Origin of the sequence: Marinobacterium lutimaris, assembly GCF_900108065.1 — a bacterium.
Lineage (GTDB): Bacteria > Pseudomonadota > Gammaproteobacteria > Pseudomonadales > Balneatricaceae > Marinobacterium_D > Marinobacterium_D lutimaris.
In genome coordinates, this window is record NZ_FNVQ01000001.1 from 406901 (window position 1) to 423853 (window position 16953).

Genomic DNA, 16953 nt, shown 5'->3' on the forward strand with positions numbered 1-16953 from the left:
TGCGCTGCAAGAGGGTCGGGCCACAAGCCCGGCCTGATGTGGCAGCATCATTATAAGCAGACACGTGGCTGCACATTCGCGGCCCGTGTATGAATAACCGACACAATAACGGATTAGAGCATGAACCTTCACGAGTACCAGGGTAAACAGCTGTTTGCCGCCTATGGTCTGCCGGTTTCCAAAGGGATTGCGGTAGATACTCCGGAAGCAGCAGTAGAAGCAGCCAAGCAGATTGGCGGAGACAAGTGGGTCGTCAAGGCTCAGGTACACGCTGGCGGCCGCGGTAAAGCGGGCGGCGTGAAACTGGTCGACAGCCCGGAAGAAGCTAAAGCCTTCGCTGAAAAATGGCTCGGCGAGCGTCTGGTAACTTACCAGACAGACGCTAACGGTCAGCCGGTTTCCAAGATCCTGGTTGAAACCTGCACCGATATCGCCAACGAACTCTACCTGGGTGCCGTTGTTGACCGCTCCAGCCGCCGTATCGTCTTCATGGCGTCTACCGAAGGTGGTGTGGAAATCGAGAAAGTTGCTGAAGAGACTCCGGAAAAGATTCTCAAGGCAACCATCGACCCGCTGACCGGCGCTCAGCCGTATCAGGGTCGTGAGCTGGCGTTCAAACTGGGCCTGAAAGGCGACCAGATCAAACAGTTCGTCAACATCTTCCTTGGCCTGGCCAAGATGTTCGAAGAGAAAGATCTCGCGCTGCTCGAAATCAACCCGCTGGTTATCACTGACCAGGGCAACCTGCACTGCCTGGACGCTAAAGTCGTGATCGACGGTAACTCCGTTTATCGCCACAAGGATATCCAGGAAATGCACGATCCGTCTCAGGACGACGCTCGTGAAGCGCGCGCTGCAGAATGGGATCTGAACTATGTTGCTCTGACCGGTAACATCGGTTGCATGGTTAACGGCGCAGGTCTGGCCATGGGTACCATGGATATCGTTTCCCTGCACGGCGGTTTCCCGGCCAACTTCCTGGACGTTGGTGGTGGTGCGACCAAAGAGCGCGTTACCGAAGCATTCAAGATCATCCTCGAAGACGACAAGGTCAAGGCCGTACTGGTCAACATCTTCGGCGGTATCGTCCGCTGTGACCTGATCGCTGAAGGCATCATCGGTGCTGTCAAGGAAGTGGGTGTAGAGGTACCGGTTGTGGTACGTCTGGAAGGTAACAACGCAGATCTGGGTTCCAAACTCCTGTCCGAGTCTGGCCTGGACATCATCGCAGCGACCAGCCTGACCGACGCGGCTCAGCAGGCTGTTAAAGCAGCGGAGGGTAAATAATCATGTCCGTACTGATTAATAAAGACACCAAAGTAATCTGTCAGGGTTTCACTGGTGGTCAGGGTACCTTCCACTCTGAACAGGCTATTGCTTACGGTACTAAAATGGTCGGCGGTGTTACCCCGGGCAAAGGCGGTACCGAGCACCTGGGTCTGCCGGTATTCAACACTGTTGCTGAAGCCGTTGAAGCCACTGGCGCTGAAGCTTCTGTTATCTACGTTCCGGCTGCTTTCTGTAAGGATTCCATCCTGGAAGCTGCTAACGCAGGCATCAAGCTGATCGTTTGTATCACTGAGCACATCCCGGTTATGGATATGCTGCAGTGCAAGGTTAAGTGTGACGAGCTGGGCGTTCGCCTGATCGGTCCGAACTGCCCGGGTGTTATCACTCCGGGTGAGTGCAAGATCGGTATCATGCCGGGTCACATCCACCTGCCGGGTAAAGTCGGTATCGTTTCACGTTCAGGTACCCTGACTTATGAAGCGGTCAAGCAGACTACTGATGCTGGCTTCGGTCAGTCTACCTGCGTAGGTATCGGTGGCGACCCGATCCCGGGCTCCAACTTCATCGACATTCTGGAAATGTTCCAGAACGACCCGCAGACCGAAGCGATCGTTATGATCGGTGAGATCGGCGGTTCTGCCGAAGAAGAAGCGGCTGCCTACATCAAGGCAAACGTCACCAAGCCGGTGGTTTCTTACATCGCTGGTGTTACCGCTCCTCCGGGCAAGCGCATGGGTCACGCTGGTGCGATCATCTCTGGCGGTAAAGGTACTGCTGACGAGAAGTTTGCAGCACTGGAAGACGCTGGCGTTAAGACTGTTCGCTCCCTGGCTGATATCGGCAAGGCGCTGTCTGAACTGACCGGCTGGGAAATGAAGTAATTCTTTTCCGGTAATGAAAAAGGCGACTTAGGTCGCCTTTTTTTGTGCCTGAACGACCATGAATTTCCACTCTAAATCCTTTTTTTAATTAGGGTTATCTGGTTTGATAGCAGCATATGTAATTAACGCTAGGGAATGATTAATGAAGAAGTTTCTGGTCGGGGTCTCCTGCGGTATCTCCTTGTTGCTGGCTGGGCAGGTAGCAAACGCTCAGACGGCTGAAGAGGTCGTTAACAAGCACTGTGTGGCTTGTCATAAGGCTGGGGCAGCAGGGGCGCCTAAGCTTGATGATGCAACGGCGTGGGCACCGAGGCTGGCGACAGGTATTGACGCTATGCTGGCGACGGTCAAGGCCGGTAAGGGCTCAATGCCTCGGATGGGCACCTGTATGAAATGTACCGATGATGAGTTGAAAGCGGCGATCGATCTGATGACGCAACAGGTACGATAGAAACCTTGCTTCAGTCGTTATCCAGGCAGCTCATTGTCTCGTTCACCCAGGTCAGGGCCTGGAGGTAGGATTCCCGATACACCTCAAGTTCGTCGCAGGGGAGGTTGTTCCAGTCTCCGTCGCACAGGGCGTAGGTCTTCTTGATCAGTTTGCCAAGAGGGCCGCTGCCGTCTCTGACCGCGTCTTTTATTTCCTCACTGATTGCGATCTCCGTGAGCAGGTGTTCGCGGTCGATATCCAGTGCAGCATCCAGGCGATAGAGCAGTGTGCCAAGGAACGCGCCACTGGCTGAAACTTCCAAGCTGTTGATCTTCGTGGTGACCAGTTCCGCCAGGCGCGCTGCGGTCAGAATCTGGCGCGTCAGCTCTGAAGGCTTGCGTTTCTGGCCTGAGAGCGCGATTAACGAGATCCATTTGCGCACTTCGTTCAGGCCGAGTATCACCAGCGCCTCGTGCACGCTGTTAATGGGGTGTTGCATAGCCAGTGCCGCGGAGTTGACGATTTTCAGCAGGCGGTAAGTCAGAGCTGGGTCCTGCTCTATCAGATCGGTCACCCGGATGTCGTCGGGTTCTGCCTGGTTTAATTCAGCAACCAGCTGCAGTAAGACTGCCTCGTTGCTCTCCAGACGGCGCCCAGCGACCACCTCGGGGCGCTGTAAAAAATAGCCCTGGAACAGCTTAAAGCCCAGGGCTATGCATTCGCGCAGTTCTTCGTAGGTTTCAATCTTCTCGGCTAGCAGGCTGGCTCGGAACTGTTTCAGGTGGGATACGTGGTTGCGAACCTGATCCATGCCCAGCGCCAGAATATCGAGCTTGATGATGTCAGCCAGCGCCAGTAATGGGTCATATTCCGGGCTATAGACAAAGTCATCCAGGGCAATGCGGTACCCTGCCTGCTTGTAACGCGCAACTGCCTCGAGAAGGGTAGAGTCGACCTTTACGTCTTCCAGGACCTCAATGACGAGTTGCTTGTGTGACATCGAAGGTAAGGTGTCCGCCTCGAACATTTCCCGGGGCAGGTTAAGAAACGCGGGTAGTCGCTTGGGTTCCTGGTTTTCGATAATGCTGGTGTAGGCATTGAGCAAAACGGATGAGGTGGCTTGGTGGCCGTTGATGATCTTGGCGACGGAGGTTTCGTCGTCCGAACGGTACAGCAGCTCATAGGCGACGACGTTGAGTTCCCGGTCGAAGATCGGCTGCCTTGCCATAAGTACCTGAGATGCTTCTGTCACCTAGCTCTCCTCGCGTTTTTATCAATGTCACCATATTTCCGGCACCTGGGCAACGTATTTGCGGCCCTTGTTCTGACCGGGTTAGTAGGTGGGTTGTCATGAATAAGAGACAGGATCGCTACTATACTTCTTCTTTGAAGTTACAGGGATTTCCGGTAGCTTTCATTTAGGCGTGTCAATTGCCAGCTAATAACAACGGCGGCGTTAGCCGGGGAGAATTTGGGATGAGTCAGGATGTTTCCGCCAGTGCAGGGCGTTTTGACGCGCTGCTGCAGGTTAACCGCGATCTGGTGTTGGTCTTGAAGGATGGTGTGGTAGAGCTATGTAGTGCCGGGGAGTCGGAGTGGCTGTTGGAGTCTGTACTTACAGGGGGGCGGCTGGATGATCTGCTTCCCGCCGATATTCTGGCTCTCGTCAGTGGTGCGGTCGAACGGGCCCTCGCGGCGCCAGGGCAGGTGCAGTCATTGCAGTATGCCCTTAGGCCTGAGCATGTTCCGGTTTTTCGTGAGGCCGGGTTGCGTGAGCCCACCTGGTTTGACGCGCGCATTCTGGCATCGGCCGATGGCGAAGTATTCTGGAGTGCCCGTGATATCAATGACAGCAAGAAGCTGCAGCGCAAAGTGACTAATCAGGCGCAGCGGGATCCTCTGACCGGTGCCTATAATCGCCGCGCCCTCATGACGGTGATGGAGCAGACCGTTGCTCAGGCGCAGCGTTACGACTGGGTCTGCAGTGTCATGATTATCGATATCGATGATTTCAGCCGGATTAATGACCAGCATGGTTGGGACGCAGGCGATCAGCTGTTGCAGCAGATCGTGACTGGTATACACAAGCTCAAGCGCACGGCTGATTTCCTTGCGCGCTATGGCGATGATCAGCTGGTGCTGTTTTTGCCGGAAACCAATCATGAGCAGGGCGTAGCAGCCGGGGAGCGTGTACGACGCTTAATCGCTGAGATGGAAATGCCTTACCCTACCGGCGATATCGCCTGCACGGCCAGTGTCGGGGTGTCAGGTCTGCTTGGTCTGGAGGATGGGGCGGCCGCGATGCTGAAACGGGCGGAGGAGAATCTGTTCGTTGCGCGCAGCAGTGGCGGAAACAGGGTTGAGGGCGAGTCGCTTTAAGCGCCAGCCCTGCTTGTTTCTTGAGCCGGCGCCTCAGGGCGCCGGTTTGCTGCTGATGGCAGGGTGTTGTCTCAGTGTCTCGATCAGCAGGGCCATCTCAGCGTCGGTGCCGACGGTAATTCGCAGATAGTCGGCAATCAGTGGTTTGCTGAAATGGCGTACGAGGATGTTGTGCTCACGGAGGTAGGTCATCAGCTCGCTACCCGACAATTCCCCGTGTTTGGCGAACAGGAAGTTTGTGGCTGAGGGCAGTACCTCAAAGCCGAGCGCTTGCAGCGCTTCGCGGCTCTGCTCGCGGGTTTGCATGATGCGCTGGCAGGTCTGGCTGAAGTAGTTTTTGTCCGCCAGTGAAGCGCAGCCCGCCTCGATCGCCAGCATATCCAGAGGGTAGGAGTTGAAGCTATTCTTGACCCGCTCCAGGCCATCGATCAGTTCGACAGATCCGATGGCGTAGCCAATCCTCATTCCTGCCAGTGAGCGTGACTTGGAAAAAGTCTGAACCACGAGCAGGTTGGGGAACTCGTCGACCAGGCTGGCCGCCGATTCGCCACCGAAATCTACATAAGCTTCATCCACCAGCACCACGCTGTCCTGGTTGCGCTCCAGCAGGGTTTTGATGGCGCTGAGCGGCAAGGCGACACCGGTAGGTGCGTTAGGGTTGGCGAAGATGATGCCCCCGTTCTCGCTCGGATAGTCGTCCAGTTCAATACGGAAGTCGTGAGTCAGCGGAATCTTCTGGTGATCTATGGCATAGAGGTTCGCATAGACGTCATAGAAGCTGTAGCTGGTTTCCGGCATCAGCAGTGGTTTGGGCTGGCGGAAAAATGCCATGAACGCCAGCGCCAGTACTTCGTCTGAGCCGTTGCCGACAAAGATCTTCGAGCTGTCCGTTTCAAACTCGCTGGCCAGGGCCTCTTTCAGACGCGACGCATTGGGATCCGGGTATAGACGCAAGCGATCGGTTGCAAATGATTTGATCGCTTCTGCGGCACCAGGCGCCGGCGGGTAGGGGTTTTCGTTGGTATTGAGCTTGGTTAGATTCGCAATGCGTGGCTGCTCTCCCGGTGTGTAGGGAACCAGGGATTCGATTGCGGGACTCCAGAATTTGCTCATGATCTGTGTGCGCCTGAGGACTGCGTGAAAAGAGGGTGTGAATCATACCAGATCGCCGATTTGGAGGCGAGAAGCGGCTGGCGGGGTATGCTTAAGCGCGGCTGCGAACGGCTGTATTAACCTGCGCAGGGACTGCTAATATATGCGTTAAATTGTCCCCGTTTATGGACGTTAGTAGTTGTCTCGATTCAAGCATAAGTATCTCGATCTTCGTCGCCTGGTGGGGGAGCTGGTTCTGGCTATCTTGCTGGTGGTTCTGGTCTTTCTGCTGACAGCGCGTTTTGAAGTTAGCGAATGGCTGATGGAGTGGGCCAAGAGGCACGAGGAGTACGAGCTCGATGATCTCCTGCTCAGTGTGCTAGTGGTAGGGCCTGTGTATCTGCTGGTGTTTGCTTACCGGCGCCACAGAGAGATTGGCAAGCTGGTGGAGCAAGCCAATACCGACGTTCTTACCGGGATTTTTAATCGCCGCAGGGGTATGGAGCTGCTGGCCAGAGAAGTGCGTCGCTCCCATCGTTACCACCGGCATTTGTCGGTGATTCTTTGCGATATAGATCACTTTAAGCAGATAAACGACCAATTTGGACATCCTGTTGGTGACAGGGTCTTGCAGTCGTTTGCGAGGCTGGCATCGGCGCGGGTACGTGACCTGGATCTGATCGCGCGTACCGGTGGCGAGGAATTTATGGTCATCGCCACTGAAACCAGTGGTGCCGGTGCTGTGGAACTGGCTGAGCGTTTGCGTTCAGCGGTGGAGACTACCAGTTTTGGGGTTGAGCGGGCTGTGACGGCGAGCTTTGGTGTTTCGCAGCTGAGGCCTGGGGAGAGTTATGCGGCGCTGATGCAGCGGGCGGATGAACGTCTTTACTGGGCGAAACGAGGTGGTCGAAACAGGGTGTCGGGCCCCGGCGCTACAGCGGCGAAGCCCTGAACGTCGACTTACTGTATTGGACGATCCAATGCGCCTATGTCGAGCATGGGAGCTGCATCGATCTGGTCTGCTTCAAGCAGGCCGGATATCTGTTGCAGTGAGGCGATGATCATCGACTGCTCCCAATCCTTCAAGCCTTCGAACTGGCCGACAAAGCGGTCCTGAAGGGTTGTCGGGGCAGATTTCAACAGCTCTATGCCCGAAGGCGTAGGGCAGGCAAGTACCTTGCGTTTGTCGGTCTGACTGCGCTCTCTTCTAACTAATCCTTTGAGTTCAAGTCTGTCCAAAATGCTGGTCACTGTAGCCTGAGCCAGGTTCATTTTCTTGGCCAGAACGCCGATGGTGATTGCACCCTCGGCATCCAGTGTCTGCATGGTCATAAGCTGCGGCATGGTCAGTCCGGTGATCCGGCTGAGCTGCTTGTCGTGCATGTCTGTTACGCGAATTATCTGGCGCAAAAGCACCAGAACGTCCTGACTCTTCGGCATATCTTTCCAGGTTTTATCTTCTGCATCTAACGAGATAGCGGAGTTTTTAGCCTGATTCATGAAACCTTGCAATAAAAAGCTGTCTTACTAATTTAAATCTATTGTAACGCTAAACAAAGTAAAATTGCACGCCGGTTGCGTGTGTGGCCCGGTAGTTGGTGATTTTTAGGCTTTTTATGACAGTTTCAGGGATCGAAAATCTAACGAAGGTCGAGGTTGATTAACGATCCTCGATATGTTTTACAATAAAAACCATCGTAAAGCTAAATATTCAGGACGCTATGAATACCAACAAAATGAAGATCAAGTTTCGTAAGCCGAACTCCCATGATGGTGCCGCGGTGTACAACCTGATCAAGCGCTGCCCGCCGCTGGATACCAACTCTATGTATTGCAACTTGCTGCAGTGTGGCGACTTCGCCGACACCTCGGTTGCAGCCTTTGACGATAAAGGAAAGATGATTGGATTTATCTCCGGTTACAGGCCGCCAGCACGCCGCGAGACGCTGTTTGTCTGGCAGGTGGCTGTCTGTCCGTCTGCACGCGGACAGAAACTGGGTAATCGCATGTTGATGGAATTGGCTGACCGTCTTTCGGACGAAGGTGTCGAGTACATCGAGACCACCATCACGCCGGACAATCAGGCTTCCCAGGCGATGTTTGCGCGGTTCTTCGCTGCGCTCAGCGCACCGGTTGAGAAAAGCGTGAAGTTTGCCAGCGATGACCATTTCGATGGTGCTCATGACGACGAAGTGTTGTATCGCGCAGGGCCGTTCAAGTTGGCCGTAGCGCTGGCGTCATAAGCGAGACTGGAATTAAAGAGCAAGTAATTAACTCAAGCAGGAGTTTGTAATGAGTATTTTTGAGCAGGTTGAATCAGAAGTTCGTTCCTATTGCCGTTCGTTCCCTGTGGTATTCAACCAGGCCCGCGGGGCTGAGCTCACAACTGAAGAGGGTCGTACCTACATCGATTTTCTGGCCGGTGCGGGCACTCTGAACTATGGACATAACCACCCGGAGCTGCGTGAAGCACTGATCGAGTACATCAGCTCTGAGGGGATCACCCACGGTCTGGACATGATGTCTTCTGCAAAGGCTCGCTTCCTTGAGTCTTTCCAGCAGTACATTCTGAAACCGCGTGACATGGACGATTTTCGCGTCATGTTCACCGGCCCGACCGGGACCAACGCTGTTGAAGCCGCCATGAAGCTGGCGCGCAAGGTCAAGGGTCGTCCGACCATCGCTGCGTTTACCAATGGCTTTCACGGTTGCAGCGCCGGTGCGCTGGCAGCCACAGGTAACCAGCACCATCGCGGAGGCATGGGTACATCACTGAACGATGTTTTCCGTCTGCCGTTCGATGGCTACCTGGGTGAAGGTGTTGATACCACCGAGTACTTCGAAAAGCTGCTCGAAGATCCGAGCAGCGGTCTGGATCACCCGGCGGCGGTTATCGTTGAAACCGTGCAGGGCGAAGGTGGCCTCAATGCGGCTAACGCTCAGTGGCTGCGTAACCTGGAAGCGGTATGCCGTCGCCATGACATGCTGCTTATCGTAGATGACATCCAGGCAGGCTGTGGCCGCACCGGGCACTTCTTCAGCTTTGAAGAAGCCGGCATCAAGCCCGACATCGTTACTCTGTCCAAATCGTTGAGCGCCTATGGTCTGCCGTTTGCGGCAGTGACCTATCGTGGCGAGCTGGATATCTGGACTCCGGGTGAACATAACGGCACGTTCCGCGGCAACAACCTGGCATTTGTCACTGCAGCCAAGGCGTTTGAGCTGTTCTGGAGCGATAACGAATTCGCTGAAGAGGTGCAGCAGAAAGCGCGTCACATGCGTGCAGGGCTGGAAAAGCTGATCCGCAACCACGGTCCTTCGACCTTGAAGCTCAAGGGGCGTGGCCTGATGAGCGGTATCGAGTGCCCGGATGGCGATCTGGCCTCTGATGTTATTCGTGAAGCTTTTGATAACGGTCTGGTGATCGAAACCAGCGGCGCACATGACCAGGTGGTTAAGTGCCTGGTGCCGTTGACGATTACCCAGGCGCAGATCGATTTCGGTCTGAACGTGCTTGATCAGGCGTTTGCCAAGGCTGTCGCTGCGCGCGAGAAGAAAGCCTCTTAATTGAGCCCGTTTTCACGAGTTAACCCGTTTTCAAGACAAGGATTTTTGCACAATGATCGTACGTACACTGGCTGAATGCGAAGAGAATGGCCGCAAGATTTATTCAGAAACCGACACCTGGGACAGCACCCGTATGTCGCTGAAGGATGATGGTATGGGCTTTTCCTTCCATATCACCAACATCTACCCGAACTCTGAAACCCATATCTGGTATCAGAACCATTTCGAGACCGTTTACTGTATTAGCGGATCGGGTGAGGTCGAAACCCTGGCGGACGGTAAGATCCACAAGATCGTGCCGGGGACCGTTTACATTCTGAACAAAAACGACGAGCACCTGCTGCGCGGTGGTCCGGAAGGGATGCAGGTTGCCTGCGCTTTCAATCCGCCGCTGAACGGCAAAGAGGTGCATGATGAAAACGGCGTTTACCCGGTTGAAGCGGAGGCGCTTGATGCCTGAATCAGAGAATACTCAGACTGCTCTGCATAGTGTCGAAAAGATAGGCGGTACTTCCATGAGCCGGTTTACCGAGCTCATGGACACGATCCTCATCGGTGACCGGAGTGGCGAGGATCTCTATCAGCGCATCTTTGTGGTTTCCGCGTATGGTGGCATGACCAACCTGTTGCTGGAGCACAAGAAGACCGGGGAACCTGGTGTCTATGGGCGTTTCGCCAACGGCGAACAGGAACAGAGCTGGCACGAATCGCTGGATAAAGTTCGTGACGAGATGCTGGCGATGAACCGCGCACTGTTTGGTGACTCCACCGCCCGGGCCAAGGCTGATGGCTTTATCTCCGAGCGGATTGAGGGCGCCCGCAGTTGCATGGATAACCTGCAGGCGCTTTGCCGCTACGGTCACTTCCAGCTCACCGATCATCTGCTGCGTGTCAGGGAAATGCTCGCCGCTATCGGTGAGACGCACAGCGCGTTCAATACGGTGCTTGCTCTGAACGAGTCGGGTGTTAAAGCTCGATTAGTCGATCTCAGTGGCTGGCATGAGCCGGAGCCGTTGGCGTTCGAAGAGATGCTGACCCGTCATCTGGAAGGGATCGACCTAGCCACCGAGCTGCCGATCGTCACTGGCTATACCCACTGTAAAGAGGGTCTTATGAAGACCTTTGACCGTGGTTACAGCGAGATGACGTTCAGTAAGATCGCGACGCTGACCAATGCCCGCGAGGCGGTGATCCATAAGGAGTTCCATCTGAGCACGGCCGACCCGGGCATCGTTGGACTGGACAATATCGTCACCATCGGTCGTACCAACTATGACGTGGCGGATCAGCTGTCTAACCTCGGTATGGAAGCGATCCACCCGAAAGCGGCAAAAGGTCTGCGAGAGCAGGGTATCGAACTGCGTATCAAGAACGCCTTCGAGCCTGATCACTCGGGTACGCTGATCAGCCAGGACTACTGCAGTGCAGAGCCCTGTGTTGAAATCATCGCCGGTCGCAGTGGTGTGCTGGCGCTGGAGGTGTTTGACCAGGATATGCTGGGCGACATCACCTACGAGATAGAACTGCTGCAGTTGCTCAAAGAGCTCAAGGTCTACGTGATTGCTCGAGATTCAGATGCGAACAGTCAGACCTACTACCTCTCGGGTACTCGCAAGATTATCAATCGCGCGGTGCGCCTGATTGGTGAGAAATACAGCGCAGCAGAGGTTCAGCTGCATCGTGTGGCGATCGTTTCCGCCATTGGGTCCGATATGAAGGTGCCGGGTATTCTGGCGAAAGCGGTATCCGCGCTGTCAGCGGCCGATATCAGCGTGCAGGCGCTGCACCAGTCTGTGCGCCAGGTCGAGATGCAGGCGATTGTCCGCGAGCAGGATTATGAGAATGCGGTGCGCGCACTGCATCATGCCCTGATCGAGAAAGAGGAACACGGCGACGTTATCTGCGCTGCCTGATCCGACTTTTCAGCAGGGATGAACCTGCCAGAAACGAATCGGCCCGCTCGGTATTATCCGGCGGGCCGATTTTTTTGATCCTGTTTCAGATCCGTTCGTCGAAGTCGTAGCTGTCGCTTAGCTGTCTTGCCAGCGCTCGCTCTTCCATCAGGTCTTCAATCTGGCGGCGGCGCTTGCCGTTGTAACGAACGCGTGTCTGTGCGACTTCGTCATCGTCGTTGAGCTGTTCGCTCCAGTCGTCGAGGTCGTCTAATGAATGATCGACACGAATCTTGGTGCCCATCGGCTTTAATCTCACACTTAAGTTAACAGTGCGCAGCAGGGTTGCTGCAACGTTTCAATGGTGAGGCTTTAAACGCCGGATTAACGCCCTTTTGGCTGCCGGAGTTAAGGTGCCTCTGAAACGCGAATATAGAGCAGCATCCGTGAAATCTGAAAATTAAATTTTGCTATCGAAAACTCAAAAAAATGCGCCTTTAAGCTATCAACGAATCTGCCTGCAGGCACTGGCATACGGGCGTTTCAGCCGTTTCTACTTTTCAAAAACATAGGTGCCCGGTGCTTTGCACAGCGGAGCATAACCGGCCTCGGTATTGCCCATCTCCGGAGGTGCTACACGCTCGCTGGAATTCTCTGCCAGCCACTCGCTCCAGGGTTCCCACCAGGAGCCCTCAGAGGCCTCGTTGCGCTCATACCACTGGTCGGCGGATATGTACTTGTCTTCAGGTCTATTCAGCGCCATTCGGTAGCGACGTCGCGGGTGGCCTGGCTCGCTGACGATGCCTGCGTTGTGGCCGCCACTGGTTAATACGAAGGTGAGATCGGTGTTTACCAGACCGTGCAGTTTGTAGACGGAGTGCCAGGGCGCCACATGGTCCTTTTCTGTAGCCACCGAGAAGATCGGCACGCGGATGTCACGCAGGGATACCGGGCCGTCATCGACAATAAAGCGGCCGCTGGCCAGGTCGTTGTGCAGGAACAGCCTGCTCAGGTATTCCGTATGCATTTTGTAAGGCATGCGGGTGGAGTCGGCGTTCCAGGCCATCAGGTCATTCACTGGCGGGCGTTCGCCCAGCCAGTATTCACTGACCATGCGTGACCAGAGCAGGTCATAGGATCGCAGCAGGGTAAAGGCGCCGGACATCTGGGTGGTGTCGAGGTAGCCGCGATCCCACATGATATCTTCCATATAGCTGAGCTGACTCTCGTCGATAAACAGCATCAGCTCGCCCGCCTCGGTGAAGTCGGTCTGCGCGGTAAACAGCGACAGGGTTTTCAGCCGGTTGTCCTCGTCCCTGGCGAGGGCCGCGGCGGTTGTCGCGAGGAGTGTGCCGCCAAGGCAATAGCCTACCGCGTGGATCTGGCGCTCGGGAACGATAGCGTTGATCGCCTTTAGCGCGTCGCGTACACCCCGGTTGATATAGTCTTTCATCGCCATGTCGCGGTCGCTGGCATCCGGGTTATGCCAGGAGATCATAAACACCGTGTGCCCCTTCTCAACCAGGTAGCGCACCATTGAATTGTGTTCCGACAGGTCGAGGATGTAGTACTTCATGATCCAGGCGGGAATGATCAGCACAGGCTCGGCATGCACCTGCTCCGTCTTCGGGCTGTACTGGATCAGCTCGATCAGACGGTTGCGATAGATCACCTGGCCTTCGGTGGTCGCCAGGTTTTCCCCGGCGCAGAATCCCTCACAGGCAGGGCCGCTGCCTGTGGTGTAGTTCTGCACATCTTCCAGCAGGTTTTCCATCCCTTTAAGCAGATTCATGCCGCCGCTTTGAATGGTGCGGTCGATGATCTTCGGATTGGTCAAAGGGAAGTTGGTCGGGGAAAACATGTCCAGCCACTGACGTGCCGCAAACGACACCACGTTTTCGTGATGCCGTGAGACCCCGGGGATGCCGGTCGTTGCGTAGTGCCACCATTGCTCACGCATCAGGAAGCCCTGGGCGATGACGTTAAACGGGAACTTGCCCCAGGCGGGGTCGTTAAAACGGCGGTCCTGCTGCAGAGGTTTGATCAGTGGTGGTGTAGCAGGATCTGTCGCCGCCCGGGCGCTCCAGACCGAGTAGGCGAAATGCTTGCGGGTGAGGTTCTCGGTCAGTTCGCCAAACTTGCCCGGTGAGTGCAGCAGGTGGATCAACCAATCCATATAGGCCAGTGACAGAGAGGCAGGGGAGATGCCCTGGGTGATCCTGCCCTCGAAAGCGTGAATGGCGCGGTCGATGTTGCTTTTCAGCTCATTGAACACTGGCGTTTCCATGCTGAACTCCTATCGTGACGGATATCTGCCGAATGGCGCAGGGCTTCACAGTTTCTGATTCTGGCCCGTGTTCCTCACGGGCTCTGCTCATCCTGATTGCAGATCGTGAATGCGGCAATTGCCTCTGTCAGTGTCCTGACTTTTAGTGACGCTTTTATTGTCCTGGCTCCAGCAAGTGGGTCAGGCGGTCGATCTGTGTCTTTTGCTGCACCTGCACAAGACATAGAATGTAGACTGTTCTAGAGTCAAACGAAACAGGCTGTTTGCATCCTGAAGTGCAGGGAAGGCTCGTAACGGGCAGGAAGCGTGATCGACGCCTGCGCCGGCCAGTTCATCTGCTGCCTGTCAGGGGCTTTGCTCTCAAGGTCAATCTCAAGGTCAATTTCAGGGTCTGCTGCGTGTCTACACGATATCTGAAGCGCTTCTTCAAACCCCGTTCCATCGCTGTATTTGGTGCCTCTGAGCGCGAAGACAGTATGGGCGGTATCGTCTTGCGAAATCTAATCGACAGCGGCTTTGAAGGCCGGCTGATGGCGGTCAACTCCAAGGGCTATGAGCAGGTCAACGGTATCGCCTGTTACTCGGGTGTGGCCGAATTGCCGGAGATGCCCGACCTGGCCATTATCTGTTCACCGCCCGAGGCGGTGGCGGGGATCATCCGCAAGCTTGGCGCCAATATGGTCAAGGCGGCGATGATCCTGACGGGGGGCTTGTCCTTGCACCAGAGCAGCCATGCTCGCTCTCTGCGTGAAGAGGTCCGGGAGGCTGCCGGGCCTTACGGTATTCGCATCCTGGGGCCCGACTGCATGGGTATGCTGGTGCCTGGCTCGAAGATGAACGCCAGTTATTCCCATATCAATATTCTCAAGGGCAAGGTTGCCTACGTGGGCCAGTCGGGTCTGTTGGGCACGGCGATGATCGATTGGGCTAACGGCCAGGAGATCGGTTTCTCCCACTTTCTGACCCTGGGGGATGGCGTCGATGTGGATCTGCCGTCGATCATCGATTACCTGGCTCGTGATCCCTGGACCCACGCCATTCTGGTGCAGATGGACCGGGTGATCGGCGATGCCCGCAGCTTTGTCTCCGCGCTGCGCTCTGCGTCGCGCAACAAGCTTGTGCTGGTGCTCAAATCCAATCTGGTGCTGCAGGAGGATGCGCCGAAGCTGCGCACTCCTGGCATCCCCGATTCCGACGTGGTCTATGACGCGGCGCTTCGCCGTGCCGGTGCGGTACGCGTAGAGAGCGCGGATGAACTGTTCAATGCGCTGGAAACCCTGTCGCGGATGAAGCCCATGCGTGGCGAGCGGCTGGCGCTGCTCTGCAACGGTATGGGGCCGAATGCACTGGCAACCGACCGACTGCTGAAAAATGGTGGGCAGTTGGCGCGGCTGTCCGAGGAGACCGAGCAGCAACTGACCGAGCTGTTGCCGCCGGAGGCGCGGGTCTCGAATCCCGTAGACCTGAATGCTGACGCCAATCCTGAGCGCTTTGCCGAGGTCACGCGGCTGCTGACCAAGGATCCCAACGTGGATGCGGTACTGGTGATCCATGCGCCGACGCGCCTCGCCGATAGTGTGAAGACCGCCGAGCAGGTGATCAGTATCGCCCGCAAAACCCCGCGCAATGTACTGACCTGCTGGATGGGGCGTTACTCCGCCATCGCCGCACGCAACGCCTGTAACGCTGCCGGCATCGCCACCTTTCTGACGCCGGAAGAGGCGATCAACGCCTTCCTGCACATGGTCGACTACCACCGGAATCAGCGGGTTATGCGTCAGACTCCGGCTCCGTTCCTGGGCCAGCTGGTGCCGGGCAGGGAGCAGGCGGCGGCGCTGATCGATGCTGTTCCTCGCGACGAGCGTGATTATCTCACTCATGCCGAAGTCAGCACGCTGCTCAACCTTTATGAGATCCCCACTTCGCGCACCCGCTATGCCGAGGATATTCCGGGCGTGGTGGACTGCGCCCGGCAGATGGGTGGCTCGGTGGCGGTCAAGGCGCTGCATAGCTCCAACGTTTACCCGTTCAGCTACGACGAAACCGGGCATCAGCGCTGGCACGACCTGGCGCTGGATCTTTATTCCATCAGTGAGGTGCGCCACTCCACGACCAAGCTTGCCTACCGGGTGAACGAGCTTTACGGCAACGAGCAGCTGTTCGGCTATGCGGTGCAGCAGATGAAGCGTGGCTTCCAGTCGATGCAGATCAACGTCGGTTTTACCCGCGACCCGGTGTTCGGGCCGCTGATGATTTTCGGCGTGGGCGGGTACACGGTGGACGTACTGGCCGATCGCAACGTGATGTTGCCGCCGCTGAACCTGGCGCTGGCGAAGGAGATGGTCCGCTCTTCTCGTATCTATCGCATCATTGCCGAAAACAGTTACCAGGTTGAGCGTGATGTGGAGCAGATCAGCGGTCTACTGGTCAGCCTGTCCGAGATGCTGGTGGATATACCGCAGCTCAAGGCGCTGGAGATAAACCCGCTGCTGCTCAACAAGCGTGGGCTGTTGGCGGTGGACTATTCCGCTACGGTGGATGAGCCGGGACGCCTCTCCATCAGCCCTTACCCTGAGCACCTGACCGAGCAGATTACCCTCAAGCGCTCGGGGCGGCCCGCGATCTTGCGTGCTGTGCGTGGCGAGGATGAACCTGCGCACCTGGAGTTTTACAACCAGTTAAGCCCGGAATCGATCCGTCTGCGTTACTTCTACAGTCGCGGCGTGCCGACCCATGATGAGCTGGCCAACTGGACGCAGATCGATTACGACCGGGAGATGGCCTTTATCGTTTCCGCGCCGCGCCTGGACGGCAAGGGCTATGAGACGCTGGGCGTGGTCCGGGCGGTGACCGATGCCGATAACGTCCGGGCCGAGTTTTCGGTAGTGATCCGCGATGATCTGCAGGGCGAGGGGTTGGGTATTATCCTGATGTCCAAGACCATCGATTACTGCCGTTCTCGAGGAACGCTGGAGCTGTCTGGCTCGACCCTGGCCAGTAATAAAGGGATGCAGGCACTGGCACGCAAGCTGGGCTTCGATATCAGCTACAACGCCGAAGAGGAGGTGGTCGAGATGAAGATGCAGCTTAACGAACCCACCGAAGACTGGCAGATCTACCGTTTGCAGCAGTAAC

Annotated in this window: 15 protein-coding genes; 10 read left to right on the top strand and 5 right to left on the bottom strand. The window is 56.1% G+C overall.

Annotated features, from left to right (window positions below; genetic code table 11):
- Positions 1-120: 120 nt before the first annotated feature.
- The 3 genes from sucC to C4S72_RS01905 all read left to right on the top strand — a co-directional run bounded on the left by sucC (position 121) and on the right by C4S72_RS01905 (position 2622).
- The gene (sucC, locus tag C4S72_RS01895; protein ID WP_104001380.1) at positions 121-1287 is read left to right on the top strand and encodes an ADP-forming succinate--CoA ligase subunit beta; all 1167 of its coding nucleotides are present in this window, start codon (positions 121-123) and stop codon (positions 1285-1287) included.
- A gap of 2 nt (positions 1288-1289) precedes the next feature.
- Positions 1290-2171 carry a succinate--CoA ligase subunit alpha gene (gene sucD, locus C4S72_RS01900; protein WP_104001381.1) on the top strand — a complete coding sequence of 294 codons (882 nt, stop codon included), beginning with the start codon at positions 1290-1292 and terminating at the stop codon, positions 2169-2171.
- Between the two features lie 142 nt (positions 2172-2313).
- Entirely contained in the window at positions 2314-2622 is a 309-nt protein-coding gene (locus C4S72_RS01905) for a c-type cytochrome (RefSeq protein WP_104001382.1), read from the top strand.
- A gap of 10 nt (positions 2623-2632) precedes the next feature.
- On the opposite strand, the gene C4S72_RS01910 is transcribed toward C4S72_RS01905, so the two are convergent.
- Positions 2633-3853 carry an EAL and HDOD domain-containing protein gene (locus C4S72_RS01910; RefSeq protein WP_146071849.1) on the bottom strand — a complete coding sequence of 407 codons (1221 nt, stop codon included), beginning with the start codon at positions 3851-3853 and terminating at the stop codon, positions 2633-2635.
- Positions 3854-4077: 224 nt separating this feature from the next.
- Between C4S72_RS01910 and C4S72_RS01915 the strand changes: the two genes are divergently transcribed.
- Positions 4078-4980, top strand: a complete 903-nt coding sequence (locus C4S72_RS01915) for a GGDEF domain-containing protein (protein WP_104001384.1) — start codon at positions 4078-4080, stop codon at positions 4978-4980.
- A gap of 33 nt (positions 4981-5013) precedes the next feature.
- Here the strand turns inward: C4S72_RS01915 and hisC are convergent, their stop codons facing one another.
- Positions 5014-6093 carry a histidinol-phosphate transaminase gene (gene hisC, locus C4S72_RS01920; RefSeq protein ID WP_104001385.1) on the bottom strand — a complete coding sequence of 360 codons (1080 nt, stop codon included), beginning with the start codon at positions 6091-6093 and terminating at the stop codon, positions 5014-5016.
- Between the two features lie 178 nt (positions 6094-6271).
- Here hisC and C4S72_RS01925 point away from each other — a divergent pair, with 178 nt between their 5' ends.
- Positions 6272-7024, top strand: a complete 753-nt coding sequence (locus C4S72_RS01925; protein ID WP_104001386.1) for a GGDEF domain-containing protein — start codon at positions 6272-6274, stop codon at positions 7022-7024.
- 8 nt (positions 7025-7032) lie between these two features.
- Here C4S72_RS01925 and C4S72_RS01930 read toward each other — a convergent pair whose 3' ends face one another.
- Positions 7033-7512, bottom strand: coding sequence for a MarR family winged helix-turn-helix transcriptional regulator (locus C4S72_RS01930; RefSeq protein WP_104003008.1), 480 nt, complete (start codon positions 7510-7512; stop codon positions 7033-7035).
- A 281-nt stretch (positions 7513-7793) separates the two neighbouring features.
- Here C4S72_RS01930 and ectA point away from each other — a divergent pair, with 281 nt between their 5' ends.
- Genes ectA through C4S72_RS01950 form a run of 4 tightly spaced genes read left to right on the top strand, consistent with a single transcriptional unit; the run spans position 7794 to position 11552 of the window.
- Positions 7794-8315, top strand: a complete 522-nt coding sequence (gene ectA / locus C4S72_RS01935; protein WP_200826644.1) for a diaminobutyrate acetyltransferase — start codon at positions 7794-7796, stop codon at positions 8313-8315.
- 49 nt (positions 8316-8364) lie between these two features.
- A complete protein-coding gene (gene ectB / locus C4S72_RS01940; RefSeq protein WP_104001387.1) occupies positions 8365-9639 on the top strand; it encodes a diaminobutyrate--2-oxoglutarate transaminase in 1275 nt (424 codons plus the stop codon).
- Positions 9640-9691: 52 nt separating this feature from the next.
- Positions 9692-10099: an ectoine synthase gene (locus C4S72_RS01945; protein WP_104001388.1), complete on the top strand. Its 408-nt coding sequence runs from the start codon at positions 9692-9694 to the stop codon at positions 10097-10099.
- Complete coding sequence (locus C4S72_RS01950; protein WP_235009018.1) at positions 10092-11552, top strand: aspartate kinase; 1461 nt, start codon at positions 10092-10094, stop codon at positions 11550-11552. The genes C4S72_RS01945 and C4S72_RS01950 overlap by 8 nt, the downstream gene beginning before the upstream one ends.
- An 85-nt stretch (positions 11553-11637) precedes the next feature.
- Here C4S72_RS01950 and C4S72_RS01955 read toward each other — a convergent pair whose 3' ends face one another.
- Both C4S72_RS01955 and C4S72_RS01960 read right to left on the bottom strand, forming a co-directional pair.
- Positions 11638-11835: a PA3496 family putative envelope integrity protein gene (locus tag C4S72_RS01955; protein ID WP_104001389.1), complete on the bottom strand. Its 198-nt coding sequence runs from the start codon at positions 11833-11835 to the stop codon at positions 11638-11640.
- 249 nt (positions 11836-12084) lie between these two features.
- On the bottom strand, positions 12085-13818 hold the full coding sequence (locus C4S72_RS01960) for a PHA/PHB synthase family protein (protein ID WP_104001390.1): 1734 nt from the start codon (positions 13816-13818) through the stop codon (positions 12085-12087).
- A gap of 398 nt (positions 13819-14216) precedes the next feature.
- Between C4S72_RS01960 and C4S72_RS01965 the strand changes: the two genes are divergently transcribed.
- The gene (locus C4S72_RS01965) at positions 14217-16952 is read left to right on the top strand and encodes a bifunctional acetate--CoA ligase family protein/GNAT family N-acetyltransferase (RefSeq protein ID WP_104001391.1); all 2736 of its coding nucleotides are present in this window, start codon (positions 14217-14219) and stop codon (positions 16950-16952) included.
- Position 16953: the final 1 nt, after the last annotated feature.